This is a genomic window from uncultured Jatrophihabitans sp. (assembly GCF_964244045.1).
In the GTDB taxonomy this organism is placed as follows: domain Bacteria; phylum Actinomycetota; class Actinomycetes; order Mycobacteriales; family Jatrophihabitantaceae; genus Jatrophihabitans.
Window position 1 is genome coordinate 231,978 of sequence record NZ_CAXTHK010000001.1, and the last position, 14,608, is coordinate 246,585.

Sequence of the window (14,608 nt, forward strand, 5' to 3'; positions counted from 1 at the left end):
GACCTCGGCCGTGACCGGCAATGGATCGAAGGTCGCCTCGACGACCGCGAGCCGATCGGTGCGTCGAGCGCGCTCGTCGTCGTCGTGGGCAGCATCGGCGATCAGCACCGACGTGTCCAGGAGCGCCCTCATGCGTCGTAAGGGTCGGCCACCGAGGCGTCCATCGAGGCGATGTCACGTTCGAGGTGGCGCGGGGCAGGGCCTTGCCACACCCACTACACCGTCGCCGGGTCCGCGCGTGCCGGCTCGACATCGGCCGGAGGTCGCCGCACCGCTCGCAGCGCGCGAATACCCAGCACGCCGATGACGGTCCCGAGCGTCAACGAGACGATCGTCAACACCAGGTGCACCGCGAAGAACGCGGTCATGCCGTGGTTCCACGAGCGGTCGTCCTTCCAGATATTGCGAAGGAAGGTGGGCCAGATGACCCAGCTCCACACACCGAAAGCGATGAGGAACCAGGCGACGCGCTTGGAGACGACCACCCCACGAGTATCCGCGCCCGGCCTGTAGAGGCTGCGACGGGTGCAGGTCTCGCCGCCCGGTCACCTCGCCGTCGCACATCTGTTGCAACGTCGCTGCAGCGGACCGGTCTCTAGCGTCCGAGGTAGCCCATCGAGCGGTGGGCGTCATCGACGACGAAAGGGTCCCCATGAGCGTCTACTCGGCACCGGGCAGCGCCGACAGTCCGGTTTCGGTCCAGAGCCGGTACGACAACTACATCGGCGGAGAGTGGGTTCCGCCGTCGAAGGGCGAGTACTTCGAGAACATCTCGCCGGTCAACGGCAAGCCGTTCACCGAGATCGCGCGGGGCACGGCCGAGGACATCGACAAGGCCCTGGACGCTGCACATGGGGCGAAGCGGGCCTGGGGGGCCACGGCTGCCGCGGAGCGGGCCAACATTCTGAACAAGATCGCCGATCGGATCGAGCAGAACCTCGAGATGCTGGCGATCGCCGAATGCTGGGAGAACGGCAAGCCGATCCGCGAGACGCTCGCGGCCGACCTTCCGCTGGCGGTCGATCACTGGCGTTACTTCGCCGGTGCGTTGCGCGCGCAGGAGGGCGGCATCAGCGAGATCGACGGCGACACCGTCGCCTACCACATCCACGAGCCGCTGGGCGTCGTCGGGCAGATCATCCCGTGGAACTTCCCGATCCTGATGGCTGTCTGGAAGCTTGCCCCGGCGCTTGCTGCGGGCAACTGCGTGGTCCTCAAGCCGGCTGAGCAGACGCCGTGGTCGATCCTGAAGCTCGTCGAGGTGATCGGGGACCTGCTGCCCGACGGCGTGCTCAACATCGTCAACGGTTTCGGCGCCGAGGCCGGCAAGCCGCTCGCATCCTCCCCCCGCATCGCCAAGATCGCGTTCACGGGTGAGACCACGACCGGCCGGTTGATCATGCAGTACGCCAGCCAGAACCTCATCCCGGTCACCCTCGAACTGGGTGGCAAGAGCCCGAACATCTTCTTCGAGGACGTCGCGTCATCACGGGACGCCTTCTACGACAAGGCGCTCGAGGGCTTCACCATGTTCGCCCTGAACAACGGCGAGGTTTGCACCTGCCCGTCGCGCGCACTCGTCCAGGCCTCGATCTACGACCAGTTCGTGCCCGATGCAATCGAGCGGGTCAAAGCCGTCAAGCAGGGCAACCCGCTCGACACCGACACCATGATCGGCGCACAGGCGAGCAACGACCAGCTGGAGAAGATCCTGTCCTACCTCGACATCGGCCGGCAGGAGGGCGCCAAGGTGCTCACCGGCGGCAACCGGTCCGACCTCGGCGGCGACCTCTCGGACGGGTACTACGTCGAGCCGACCGTCTTCGAGGGCCACAACGGCATGCGGATCTTCCAGGAGGAGATCTTCGGCCCGGTCCTGTCGCTGACCAAGTTCGACGACGAGGCCGACGCCCTCAAGATCGCCAACGACACCCTCTACGGCCTCGGCGCCGGCGTGTGGTCGCGCGACGGCTCCCGCGCCTACCGCGCCGGCCGCGAGATCCAGGCCGGCCGGGTCTGGACGAACTGCTACCACCAGTACCCCGCGCACGCCGCGTTCGGTGGCTACAAGCAGTCCGGCGTCGGACGCGAGAACCACAAGATGATGCTCGACCACTACCAGCAGACCAAGAACCTGCTGGTGTCGTACTCGCCGGACAAGCTCGGCTTCTTCTAGATCGGCCCCGGCACCTGTGAGTTGTCCGCCCGTCGACCGCCTCCAGCAGGTCGGCGGGCGGGCAACTCGCCTAGACAGCCCGACGAAAAGGATCGCGAATGACCGAGTCACCGACCGTCCCACCGGCGATCCACCCGTCCTGCGCACCCGAGAACACCGAGACCCGTGTCGGCGTCAGCGACAAGGCCGCCGAACTGCTGCGCGACCTGACCAAGCGGCATGGCGAATTGATGTTCCACCAGTCCGGTGGCTGCTGCGACGGCTCATCGCCGATGTGCTTCCCGGACGGCGATTTCCTCATCAGCGAGACCGGCGACGTCCACCTCGGCGACCTCGACGTCGGTCTCGAGCGTGGCATCCCGGTCTACATGTCCACCAGCCAGTACGAGTACTGGAAGCACACGCACATCACCATCGACGTCGTCAAAGGCCGTGGGGCCGGGTTCTCCGTCGAGGCTCCGGAGGGGGTGCGCTTCCTGATTCGCTCCCGCCTGATGACCGACGCCGAGCTCGAGGCGTTCGACCTGATCTGAGGCCCGAGCCCACGACCAATCCGTCGCCTCCCCGCCCCGCCCCGAACACCCCGTCCGTTCGGACGGTTCGAGACGGGATGCAACGTTCTTGCAGCGTTCGTGGACTACCGTGAGCCGTGTTGTGACTGCAGACACAGTGAGCCTTCGATGAGCGTGGCAACGAGCGACGCCCACGTCGAGCACGACCGCTTCCTCGAGTCGGGGGCGGTGCCGACCGGCGTTCGTGACCTCGTCGCCGAGTCCTGGCTGCGCTCCGTCGCGGCCGGGGTCGACGTCGATCGCTGCGAGGCCCCAACCGCGCTGGCTCACGATGAGCTGTCCGACCTTCGCGCGGCGCACCCGCTGTCGCAGGTCTTTCCCTTGCTCTACGACGTGCTCGGCCGAGCGGCCGAGGAGTGCGACAGCCTGATGGCCGTCGGGGACTCCGACGGTCGGCTGCTGTGGGTGTGCGGGCGCCCGGGCGTGCTGCGCCAGGCGGAACGCATCAACTTCGCCGAAGGCACCTCATGGGACGAGCGGCACGCCGGCACCAACGCACCGGGCACCGCGCTGCGCCTCGACGCGCCGGTCCAGATCCGCTCGGCCGAGCACTTCCGGCGAGCCGTCCAGCCGTGGAGCTGCGCCGCCGCCCCGATCCACGATCCGCTCACTCATGCCGTCCTCGGCGTCGTCGACGTCACCGGCACAGACACCATTGCCGGACCCCAGACGATGGCCATGGTGCGCGCGGCCGCCCGCATGGCCGAGGCCGAATTGGGCCGCATCGTCGCGGTGTCCGGCCGTAGTTCGCTGTGGGCGACGCCGGCCGAACGCCGGTGCCGTGTGCAGGCGCTCGGCCGGCCCGACTGCCAGGTCGAACTCGGCGGGCGGACGCTGCGGCTGACGCCTCGGCACAGCGAGCTGATGGTGTTGCTCGCCGATCACCCTGACGGCCTGTCCGGCGACCAGCTGGCCCTGGGCCTCTACGCCGACGACGTGAACACCTCCACCGTCCGCGCCGAGATGACGCGCCTGCGGCAGCTGCTCGGCGACGACGTGCTGCCCTCCCGGCCCTATCGGCTCAAGATCGCACCCGATTGCGACTGGCTGCAGGTCAGCGAGCTGATCGACGCCGGCCACATCGGTGCTGCCCTGCGTGCCTACCGGGGACCGCTGTTGCCCCATTCCGACGCACCCGGCGTGGTGGCCGGGCGTGAGCGCCTCGAGCGCGACCTGCGCGGCGCGGTGTTCGCCAGCAACCAGCTCGACCTCATGGTCGCCTGGACACGGACGCGCTGGGGTGCCGACGACGTGCAGATGTGGCATCGCCAGGCCGGCCTGCTGCCGGTCAGTTCGCCGCTGCTACCCCTCGTCCAGGCCGAGGTGCGCCGGCTCAACCGCGAGCTCGGTCTCTGATCCGGTCACCAGCCGCTCGCGACGCTTCGGTCGCGCCGCTTCCGACAGGATTCCGGGTCGATCTGGACCCGAGCGTGACGCGGCCGGCGCCCGACCTCCTCGCCGGCGGCACGCCGACCCGTGTCCTGCGGCTCACCGCTGTCGGCGCGCGGGCGTGGGTTGCCCTGACGCAGCGGCCAATTGCCTCCCGAGCCGAGGGCATGCTCGCCCGGCGGCTCACCGACGCCGGTCTCGCGCACCCCGTGCCGCCGCCTGCCTCAGGTGCCCCCACGCTCGGCGACCTCACCGTCGTCGTGCCGGTCCTGGACCGTCCGCAGGCGCTGCGGCGCTGCCTGGCCGCGCTCGACCCGACCGTGTCGGTGCTCGTGGTCGACGACGGCTCGGTCGACTCCGGCGGGATCGCGGCGGTGGCCGCCGAACACGGCGCGCGCCTCGTCCGGCGAGAGAGCAACGGCGGCCCAGCCGCGGCGCGCAACACCGGACTCAACGCTCTTGATCAACAGCAGATCGTCGTCTTCCTCGACAGTGACTGCGTACCTCTCGACGGTTGGCTCGAGCCGTTGCTCGCGCACCTTGCCGATCCGCTGGTCGCGGCGGTGGCGCCGCGCATCGTCGGTACTGCGCCGAGCAGCTGGGCCGGCCGCTACACCGTCGCCCGGGGAAACCTCGATCTCGGTCCGGCGCCGAGCCGGGTCCGGGCCGACGCCCGGGTCGCGTACGTGCCCACGGCGGCTCTCGTGGCCCGCCTGTCCGCCTTGCAGGACGTGGCTCGGGACGGTCACGTCTTCGACCCGAGCTTGCGCTACGGCGAGGACGTCGACCTGGTGTGGCGCCTGGACGCAGCCGGGTGGCGGGTGCGCTACCAACCCGAGTCGCGCGTCACGCACCACGAGCCCCACCGCTGGGGTGCGCTGCTGGCCAGGCGCTTCCGCTACGGCACCTCGGCCGCGCCACTGGCCGCCGCCCACCCCGGATCCACCGCACCCCTCGTCCTCGCGCCCTGGCCCGCCCTCGTCGTTGCCGCCGTGCTCGCGCGCAGGCCGGTTGTCGCGGGAATCGCGGTGGTGGCCACCGCGTCCAGCACCCGCCGAGTCCTGCGGCAGGCGCGGGTTCCGACAACCGGGATCACGGCCTCGACCACGAAGGCCGCTGTCGGTACGTGGCTCGGCGTCGGTCGTTACGTCACCCAGTTCGCGTCGCCCGTAGCGCTCGCGGCGGTGGTCGCCCCGGGGTCGCTGGGCCGCCGCCTGGCCGCAGCGTCACTCCTTCTCGGCGGCCCGCTGACCGCCTGGTGGCCACGGCGGCAGGCGCTCGACCCGATTCGGTTCACGGCCGGATATCTGGCCGACGAGATCGCCTACGGCGCCGGTGTGTGGTCCGGCGGCCTGCGTCGGCGCACGCTCGCGCCGCTCCGGCCCCGACTGCGGTGGCGGACCGTTGACCGCGGTGGCCTGACGGCGCGCCGCGCGCCCGGCGCGTCGCGGAATACTCGCGGACCGGCCGAGGTTGTCCGCACGCGTCGCTCATAGGTGGCGCCTTGGAATTTCCTACCGTACCCACGGCCTGCCTCGGCAGTCTTGCCGACAAGCTCAACCGCGCCGCACCACCGACCCCGCGAAGGACCCTAGCCATGACGACCACTTCCGCCCGCGCCGACCTGCTCGCCGCCCGGTTGCACGACCTACGGGCTGAGCGCGACCTCGCGCAGCTCGAGCTCATCGGCGAGGCGTCCGGCGACGCGGCCGACCGCGCGACCAACGTCGATGCCAACATTCGCTTCGCCTTGCTCGAGCAGCGCGTCCAGGCTCTGGAGCTCGAGCTTGCCGAGCAGCCCCTGGCCCACCGCCGTGGCGGCGAGGTCGCGATCGGCGATGTCGTCACTCTCGACCTCGGCGACGGCCCTGAGTCCTTCCTCATCGGCACCGTCGACGAGGCGGTCGAGGGCGTCGAGGTGCTCACCCCCACGAGCCCGCTCGGGCGAGTGGTCGTCGGCGCGGACGTCGGCGACACGGTCACCTACCGCCCGCGCCCGGGCCGAACGATGCTGGCCACGATCATCGCCGTCGAGTAGCAACCGCCGCGCCGCACCCACCTCCTCGGGCCCACCTCATCGGGCATTGCGCAGCCCGCGCCTACCCTCGACCAGTGCGCGTACGACGGGTCCTGGCGAGCGCGCTCGCGACACTCGCGATCGCGGCACCGGCGTATGCAGCAACTCCCACACCCGTGCCGACGGCCAGCACGCTTTCCGTCCCGCCGTCCGCCCCCAGCCCGACCGACAGCGGCAAGTCCCCCGACGCTCCCGACCCGCACCCGCCGCGCGGCGGCATCGGACCGCAGGGCCAGGCAGTAGGCGGCGCCGAGCTGCTCTCGCGGCGCACGATCCTGCCCGCCGGGGCGCCGGGGCTGCCGAAGGACCTCACGGCACAGGCTTGGCTCGTCGCCGACCTCGATACCGGGGCAATCGTCGCAGCGCGCGATCCGCACGGTCGTTACCAGGCAGCCAGCATCCAGAAGATCCTGACCACCGTCACGCTGCTGCCGCGCCTGCCCGGCACCCGGCGCGTGACGGTCAGCCCCAGCGCCGCCGACACCGAGGGTTCGCACGCCGGGTTGGTCGCCGGCGGCAGCTACACGATCGACCAGATCTTCCAGGGGCTGTTGCTCGTCTCCGGCAACGACGCCGCCGAAGCTCTCGCCCAGGCCGCCGTCGGCCGCGCGCAGACGGTGGCGCTGATGAACCGCACCGCCGTCTCGCTCGGCGCCTACGACACCTACGTCCAGACCCCGTCCGGGCTCGACGGCTGGCAGCAGCTGACCAGCGCCTACGACATGATGCTGTTCCTGCGTGCCGCCCTCGCCCAGCCGCGCTTCGTCGCCTACGACCGGCTGCGCACGATGGTGCTGCCGCCCCAACATCCGGCCCAGCAGGGCCGCACCGGCGCGGTACGGCTCTACAACCAGAACCTCGATTTCTTCGACCAGATCCCTGGTGCCATCGCGGCGAAGACCGGTTACACCGACGCCGCGCAGCACACCTTCGCCGGCGCAATGACGAGCCACGGCCACCGCTACGGCGTCATCCTGCTGCGCGCCCAGCGTTACCCGCAGGACCAGTACGTGCAGGCCGCGGGGCTGGTGCGCTGGGCCGCCGCCCTGCCGGCCGGCACCGACCCGGTCGGGACGCTCGAGAGACCCATCGCCCCGCGTCGAGTCGCCGCAGCAGCGCCGTCGAGGCAGTCCGCTACACCGGCACCGTCGCCCACACCCGGATCGTCACGCGACTCCGGCGGAGGGGTCAAGGCGCTCGTCGCCGTCGTGGTGTTCGGCGGCTTGTTCGCGCTGACCCGCCGCATCCGCAACCAGGGACGTCGACGCCGCCCGCGCTGACGAGGCGCGGCGTTACTTCGCTTTGGGTCGCGTCGCCGCCCAGAATCCGACCGCACCGGCCACCGCGCCCGCGCCGACCAGCGTGGCCCCGACCGTGGCCGGGTTGACACTCGGCGCATCGACTGCGGGATGTGCCGCCATGGCCGGCGGCTCGATGACCGGGATCGAGTTCGCCGTGCGTCCCTCGGCTGTGACCGTGGCGATCCAGGCGCAGCAGAACAGCTGGAACCGGGCTACCAGCTGGATCCAGATCAGCACGGCCAGGATCGGGCCGAACGGTCCGGCGGTCTTGCTCTGGGAGGCGTGCGCGATCGTATAGGTGCCGACGATCTTGAGAATCTCGAAGCCGACCGAGGCCATGAGCGCGCCCTTGAAGGCGACTGAACGCTCGACGGTCTGCTCCGGGATCTTCACCAGTACCCACCAGAAGATGACGATGTCAGCCAGCGCCGCGATCGCGATGCCGACGACCTTGAGCAGGATGGTCGAGCCGGGTAGCGAGTCCAGGCCGAGCGTGTTCACGATCTGGTTCGTCAGCGACGTGCCGACCACGGTGAGGGCCAGCGACACCACGATGCCCGCGCCGAGACCGAACAGCACCAGGAGGTTGCTCACCCGGCTCATGACGAAGTTCTTCTTCGGCGGTTTGCGGCCCCACACCGCGTCCAGCGCCTGGCGCAGGTTGCCGATCCAACCCAGCCCGGTGAGCAGCACGCCGACCAGGCCTATCAGGCCTACGCTGCCCCGGTGGCTGATCGTCTTCTGGATCGCGGTCTTGATCTGGACGCCGAACGTTCCCGGGATCGCGTCCGTAATGTGCGAGAAGAGGCTGCGCTGCAGGTCGGGCTGGTTGTAGAGCACGTAGCCGGTGACGCTTGCCGCAAGCAGCAGCAGCGGGAACAGCGCCAGGAAGCTGAAGTAGGTGATCGCCGCGGCGTACTGGTTGCCATTGTTGCGGGTCAGCAGGCCGAAGGCGTCCACGACGTGCCGCAGCCAGACGTAGCGCTTCTGCAGCGCCGCCCAGCGGCCGACCGCCCCGTCCTTCACCTTGACGACCGCGTTCGGCCCACCCTCGTCCTCAACGCTCATGCCCCGGGTCTACCCGGTGGAAGTGGTCTCCGCACCGAGTGGGAACTCCCGACCCCAGTTCCAGCCGCCGTCGGAGCCGCGCGAGAACAGCACGAAGCTCTCGACGGGGAACCGGGCGATGAAGTTCGACAGCCCTTCGTAGGCCTCGTCCAGAGCGGCCTCGTCGAGATCCTGCGCAACCGTGACGTGTGGGTGGTACGGGAACTCGAGGGGACGCGCCAGCGGACCGCTGCGGATCGCCTGCTCGAGGACCTCGCATTGCGACACCCCGGTAGCGATCTGGATGAAGACCACCGGGGAGGTCGGCCGGAAGGTGCCGGTGCCGGCCAGGTGCATGGTGAACGGCTCGCTGGCCCGGGCGGCCTCGGCCAGATGCGCCTCGACGTCGGCCATCCCGCCGGCAGGCACCGGCGTCGGGGGGAGCAGGGTGACGTGCGGGAAGACGAGCTCCGCGGCCGGGTCGCCGACCCGGCGGCGCCACGTCGTCAACACCGATGCGTGCGGTTGCGGGATGGCCACCGCCACACCGAGGGTCGTCGTCGGGCCCATCAGGTGCGCAGGGGCGGAAGGAACCCGACCCGCTCGTACACGTCGGCCACCGTGGCCTCGGCGACCGGGCGGGCCTGTTCGGCGCCGCGAGCCAGGATGCGATCGATCTCGGCCGGGTCGGCCATCGTCTCGCGCACGCGCGTTGCGAACGGCTCGGCGAAGGCGACGACGGCCTCGGCCACCGCCACCTTGAGCGCGCCGTACCCCTGCCCGTCGAACTGCCCGACCAGCGTGTCGATCGTCGTGCTGCTCACGGCCGCCAGGATGGCGAGCAGGTTCGATACACCTGGTTTGGTCTGCGGGTCGAAGCGGATTTCGCTGCCGGTGTCGGTGACTGCGCGCTTGATCTTCTTGGTCAGCACTGCCGGGTCGTCGAGCAGGTTGAGCGTGCCGGCATCGGGCAGCGACTTGCTCATCTTCGCTGTCGGGTCCTGCAGGTCGAGAATCTTCGCCGACGCCTTGGGGATGTAGGCGTCAGGCACCACGAACGTCTCGCCGTAGCGGGCGTTGAAGCGCTGGGCGAGGTTACGGGTGAGCTCGATGTGCTGGCGCTGGTCCTCGCCCACCGGCACCTGATGCGCCTGGTAGATCAGGATGTCGGCAGCCTGCAGGATCGGGTAGGTGAGCAGCCCGACGCTGACACGCTCGCCGCGCGCCGACTTGTCCTTGAACTGCGTCATGCGCCCGGCCTCGCCGTAGCCGGTCAAACACTCGAGCACCCAGGACAGCTGGGTGTGCCCCGGCACGTGACTCTGCAGGAAGATCGCGCTGCGGTCGGGGTCGACCCCCGCGGCCAGCAGCTGGGCGACGGCCTGCCGGCTGCGTTGCGTCAGCACCGCCGGCTCCGGCGCCTCGACGGTCAGCGCGTGCAGGTCGGCGAGGAAGAAGAACACCTCGTGGTCGTCCTGCAGCTCGGCCCACTGCTTGGTCGCGCCCAGGTAGTTGCCGATGTGCTGCGACAGCGACGTGGGCTGGATGCCGGACAGCACCCGAGTGCGCTGCGAGGTCGCCGGCGACGTGGACGATGTGGGAGGCACGACTGAGGATTGTTCCACCATCCGCTGGGCCGTTCAGTACCGGTTCAGTTCGCCCGGGCTGCGTCGGTCTCGGCGTCGCCGGCGGCGACATCCGATCGTGTCGGCGGGGTGAGGCGGACCCGGGCCACCCGCCGCCCGTCGATGCGAACCACCGTCAACCGCGCGCCGTCGTGCTCGACGACGTCACCGGTGCGCGGCATGCGCCCGAGCTCGGCCATGACGTAACCGCCGAGCGTCGAGTACGGGCCGTCGGGCAGCTCGACGCCGGACACCTCATGGACCTCGTCGAGGTTCAGTCGGCCGTCGACCTCGACGTCGCCACCGGCGAGACGCGAGGACTCGACCTCGTCGGCGTCGTACTCGTCACGGATGTCGCCGATGACCTCCTCGATCAGGTCCTCGAGGGTGACGACGCCGTCGGTACCGCCGTACTCGTCGACCACGATCGCCATGTGGTGACCCTCGTTGCGCATCTCCGACAGCGCGGCGAGCACCCGCTTGCTGCCGGGCAGCGCCTTGACGTCGCGGACCATGCTGGCCACGGTGCGGTCGCGATCGTGACGCAGCGAGGGCAGCAGCAGGTCGCGGATGTGCACGAAACCCAGGACGTCGTCGTGGCCCCTCCCCACCACCGGGTACCGCGAGTGCGGCGAGTCGCCGGCGACCTTCGCGGCACGACTGACCGTCATCGAGCCCTCGAGGAAGGTGACCTCGGTGCGCGGCACCATCACCTCGTCGATCGAGCGCCCGCCGGCGGCAAAGACGTCATCGATGAGCGTCCGTTCGTCGGACGAGAGTGACTCGTGGGCCGCCACCAGGCCGCGCAACTCGTCGTCGCTGATCGGTTCGCGGCCGGCGTCCGGGTCGCCGCCGAGCAACCGCACGACCACGTTCGTCGAGCGTGACAGCAGCCAGATGATCGGGCGCAGCGTGCTGGCCACGCGGTTGAGCGGCGGCGCGAAGAAGGCGGCCGCCCGTTCGGCGCGCTGCAGGCCCAGCCGCTTCGGTGCGAGCTCGCCCAGCACGAGGGTCAGGAAAGAGATGATCAGGGTGACGCCGACGACGCCGAGGGCACTGGCCAGGCCGTGGCTCATCCCGTGCGCTGTGAGGAAGTCGGCGGCCTGCTCCGAGAGCGTCACCGCGCCGAACGCGCTGGACAGCAGCGCGGTGGAGGTGACGCCGATCTGCACGGCCGCCAGGAACCGGTTCGGGTCGGCAACGAGCCGGGCCACCGCGGCGCCCGCACGGCCGGACTCGGCCAGCGCACGGACCTGGCTCTCGCGCAGCGACACCAGGGCGATCTCGGCCGCGACGAAGACGCCCTCGATGATGATCAGCAGCAGGACGATGCCGATGTAGAGCAGCGTCTGACCGGCCACCCAGCGAGTCTAGGCCCAGACGGCCTCGGTGCTCGGCGTCGCGGCGGCGGTGTGCGCGGGTAGCAGCGAGGCGATGTCGACGGTGTCGGCGAAATGTGCAGCGTCGGCAGCAGCGGCACTGCCCTGCAGCAGGATGTCGGCGACGAGCGTGGGTTTGTCGGTCATCGGTACATGCCCGACGCCCCGCAGAGTGAGGTGCTCAGCGTGGGGAAGTCGGCGGCGGGCGACCTGTGCCTGCCACAGCGGCAGGACGAGGTCGCGTGCAGCCCAGGCGATCGTCACCGGCACGTCGGGCGAGATCTCGCGCTCGAACGGGCTGGCCGCGTCGAGCAGCACCCGCAACGCCTTTCGGGCCCGCAGGAACGCGCGCACGTCGCCGCGGGCCTGGTCGGGCGAAACCCGGCCCGGGTGGGCGACGAGCGTTCCGTACATCACCGTGCGGCCTGCACGTGTGCGGGCGAGCAGCTCGGTGCGCGACCCCAGCCGGGCGCTCACGGCGCACGCCTGCTCGAAGATCTGGCGGGTGTAGCCGAACTGCCGGGTGTTCTCCCAGAAGCCGGCCGGCGACAGCGCCGTAACGCTGCGGGCGTCGCCCTCGGCGCCCGCGCTCAGAGCGATCAGGCCGCCGAGCGAATTGCCGGCGACGTGCGGGCGCTCGAGGCCCTGATCGGCGAGGAAGGCCTGGAACTCGGCCCGCAGCGTGTCATCGACCGAGCGACCGCGAAGGTCGAGATCCGGTGATTCCCCGTGCCCGGGCAGGTCGACCAGGATGACCTCGCGCTGGTCGGTGAGCCGGTCGAGCACCGGATACCAGGCCTGCCGGCGGTGCGTCACGCCGTGTACGAGCACGAGCGGTTCGCCCGAGCCGTGCCGTTCACTTGCCAACATTGCGGTTCCCCCCCGTCGCCGCCGGCCCGTCCGAGCCTGTCGGAAGAGCCTGGCCGCAATCTTGGTGTGACCTTACGTCTCAGAGACCTGCACCACATGTCGGGGCGGACACAGCTGAAGACACGGCTGCGGACAGCACTGGAGACAACAGCGCCGGGCCCCGTCGACGTTGACGGGGCCCGGCGCTGGGTTCGGGTGCGGCTGACTCAGCCGCGCAGTCGGGCCAGCTCGGCCTGCACGAACGCCTCGTGCTCCTCCTCCTCGCGCTTGGCCCGCTTCGGGCTCCACGCGCCGGTGAGCAGGAAGATCAGCGGGATGAAGACGATCTCACCGCCGACCGCGATCCAGTAGTAGTTACGCCACTGCTTCGGCGAGTCCTTGGCCGCCTTGGACGCCTCGCCCAGCGTCGCGCGCTGCGCCGCCGGGATCTTGTTGTAGGCCACCAACGCCGCCTGGGCGTTGACCACCTTCGTCCCGCTGGACTGCAGGAGCAGCAGGTCGCCGGTCGGGATCGTTGCCAGGTCGGCGAGTCGCGTCTGCGCCTCGGCCGGGGTGACCTTCAGCCCCGTCACGATCTCCGACACGGCCTTGCCCAACGCGGCGGTGTTCGTCTTGTCGGTGAGCAGGGTGGTGATCGTCGCGGTGTCGATCTTCTGCGCCGCGGCGATGGCCGGTCCGTGCTGGGCGTTCAAGGTCGCGATCTTGACGACGTTGGCGACCGGGACCCCGGAGATGACGCTGACCGCCTTGGCGCCGGCCGTCAGATCGTTGGGATTCTTGGTCAGGGCCGCAGCCGTGGCCGGGTCCTCCTCGCTCAACTTCGCAGCCGCACCGACGGCGGTGGCGTTCTTGGCTGCGATCTCCTGGGCCACCGGGCCCTTCTCGACGAGCGTCGACACGGTGTCGACGACGTGCGGAACGATGAAGACCGACACCGCGATGACGATGCGGATCACCAGGCCCCATACCGCGAGGCCGGTCGCCGTCAGCGCCGGGTTCCGCTTCTCGACGGTCTCGGTGAAGCTGGCCATCCACGGCGCGTAGGCCACGCCGAGGAACACCGCGAGCAGGCTCAAGATGATCACGAACGAGGTGTAGCTCGTCTCGGGGTGGGTGGCCCTCGTGGCGAAGATGACGGTCATGACGATCGCCCCGATGGCACCGACGACCATGAACGGCTTGCGGACGCGCAGCTTGTCCGACAGGTAGCCGATGACGATCAGCGCGGCTGCGTCGAAGGCCCAGATCCAGTTGCCCAGGCCGTTTGCCTTGTCCTGCGAGTAGCCGAAGATCGTCTGGAAGTAGACGGGGAAGAAGCCGACCGCGACGTAGTAGATGATCAGGAAGACGCTGATCGAGAACGCCGACAGGATGATGTCGGGCTTGAGCATCTGCCTGAACGGCTGCTTCAGCGCCGCCTCGACGTCGATGCCGGCGGCCCGCGCCTCGACGAGTGCCCGGTCATTGGCGCTGACCATCACCTGGTCGCGCAGCTGCGGCGAGAGCTCGCGAAGGAACAGGAACGACAGCGCGGCCACGACGAGCCCGACGATGCCGGACGCGACGTACTGGTTGTGCCACGGGGTGTTGACGCTCGTGCTGCTGATCTGGATCGACACGATCAGCGAGCCGATGACCGGGCCGAGCGTCCAGAAACCCATGGCCGACGCACGGCCGAGCTGCGGGCTGAAGTCGCGGATGAGCGCCGGGGTGGCGACGAGGATGACGCCCTCGACCAGGCCGATGGCCCCGAAGACGATGGCGAAGCCGGTCTTGCTGTCAGCCAGCGGGATGCCCAGCAAGCACAGCAGGGCGACGATCACCAGGCCGCCGGTGATGATGTTGACCCGGCCCACCTTGTCGGCGAAGCCGGACACGAACGAGGCCACCGCGCCGAGGATGTAGCCGACCACCGCGATGTTCACGTAGTAGACGAACGACATGTTGTAGTCGACGAGAATGCCGTTCTTGCCGTTCGTACCGGCAGCAACGGCACCGGCCAGATAGAACTGGTAGTAGAGGACGACGGTCGCCAGGACGACGATCGCGAGGCAGGCGTAGCGCTGCCCCCCGCTGGGATAGCGGCCGAGCTCCGTACGGCGCAGCGGCCGACCCTGGGCCGGTTGCGGCTGGGACGTTGGAGCGGACATGGTTCCGGAGGACAATTTCCAC

13 protein-coding genes are annotated in these 14,608 nt (G+C 69.8%); 6 read left to right on the top strand and 7 right to left on the bottom strand.

Annotated features, from left to right (window positions below; translation table 11 throughout):
* Window positions 1-215 precede the first annotated feature (215 nt).
* A complete protein-coding gene (locus ACFFC4_RS01140) occupies window positions 216-485 on the bottom strand; it encodes an SCO4848 family membrane protein (protein WP_375496922.1) in 270 nt (89 codons plus the stop codon).
* Window positions 486-652: 167 nt separating this feature from the next.
* Between ACFFC4_RS01140 and adh the strand changes: the two genes are divergently transcribed.
* From adh to ACFFC4_RS01170, 6 genes are all read left to right on the top strand, one after another.
* Complete coding sequence (gene adh, locus ACFFC4_RS01145) at window positions 653-2,176, top strand: aldehyde dehydrogenase (RefSeq protein WP_375496924.1); 1,524 nt, start codon at window positions 653-655, stop codon at window positions 2,174-2,176.
* A 98-nt stretch (window positions 2,177-2,274) separates the two neighbouring features.
* The gene (locus ACFFC4_RS01150; protein ID WP_375496926.1) at window positions 2,275-2,709 is read left to right on the top strand and encodes a DUF779 domain-containing protein; all 435 of its coding nucleotides are present in this window, start codon (window positions 2,275-2,277) and stop codon (window positions 2,707-2,709) included.
* Window positions 2,710-2,856: 147 nt separating this feature from the next.
* A complete protein-coding gene (locus ACFFC4_RS01155; RefSeq protein WP_375496928.1) occupies window positions 2,857-4,104 on the top strand; it encodes a GAF domain-containing protein in 1,248 nt (415 codons plus the stop codon).
* Window positions 4,105-4,178: 74 nt separating this feature from the next.
* On the top strand, window positions 4,179-5,633 hold the full coding sequence (gene mftF, locus ACFFC4_RS01160) for a mycofactocin biosynthesis glycosyltransferase MftF (protein ID WP_375496930.1): 1,455 nt from the start codon (window positions 4,179-4,181) through the stop codon (window positions 5,631-5,633).
* Between the two features lie 101 nt (window positions 5,634-5,734).
* Entirely contained in the window at window positions 5,735-6,175 is a 441-nt protein-coding gene (locus ACFFC4_RS01165; RefSeq protein WP_375496932.1) for a GreA/GreB family elongation factor, read from the top strand.
* Between the two features lie 74 nt (window positions 6,176-6,249).
* Entirely contained in the window at window positions 6,250-7,494 is a 1,245-nt protein-coding gene (locus tag ACFFC4_RS01170; protein ID WP_375496934.1) for a D-alanyl-D-alanine carboxypeptidase family protein, read from the top strand.
* Between the two features lie 12 nt (window positions 7,495-7,506).
* On the opposite strand, the gene ACFFC4_RS01175 is transcribed toward ACFFC4_RS01170, so the two are convergent.
* From ACFFC4_RS01175 to ACFFC4_RS01200, 6 genes are all read right to left on the bottom strand, one after another.
* Complete coding sequence (locus ACFFC4_RS01175) at window positions 7,507-8,583, bottom strand: YhjD/YihY/BrkB family envelope integrity protein (protein ID WP_375496936.1); 1,077 nt, start codon at window positions 8,581-8,583, stop codon at window positions 7,507-7,509.
* Between the two features lie 9 nt (window positions 8,584-8,592).
* Entirely contained in the window at window positions 8,593-9,102 is a 510-nt protein-coding gene (locus ACFFC4_RS01180) for a 2'-5' RNA ligase family protein (RefSeq protein ID WP_375496938.1), read from the bottom strand.
* A 29-nt stretch (window positions 9,103-9,131) separates the two neighbouring features.
* Window positions 9,132-10,169 carry a tryptophan--tRNA ligase gene (gene trpS, locus ACFFC4_RS01185; protein WP_375496940.1) on the bottom strand — a complete coding sequence of 346 codons (1,038 nt, stop codon included), beginning with the start codon at window positions 10,167-10,169 and terminating at the stop codon, window positions 9,132-9,134.
* A 44-nt stretch (window positions 10,170-10,213) separates the two neighbouring features.
* The gene (locus tag ACFFC4_RS01190) at window positions 10,214-11,548 is read right to left on the bottom strand and encodes a hemolysin family protein (protein ID WP_375496942.1); all 1,335 of its coding nucleotides are present in this window, start codon (window positions 11,546-11,548) and stop codon (window positions 10,214-10,216) included.
* Window positions 11,549-11,557: 9 nt separating this feature from the next.
* A complete protein-coding gene (locus ACFFC4_RS01195; RefSeq protein ID WP_375496944.1) occupies window positions 11,558-12,436 on the bottom strand; it encodes an alpha/beta fold hydrolase in 879 nt (292 codons plus the stop codon).
* 206 nt (window positions 12,437-12,642) lie between these two features.
* Window positions 12,643-14,586, bottom strand: coding sequence for an MFS transporter (locus ACFFC4_RS01200; protein WP_375496946.1), 1,944 nt, complete (start codon window positions 14,584-14,586; stop codon window positions 12,643-12,645).
* Window positions 14,587-14,608: the final 22 nt, after the last annotated feature.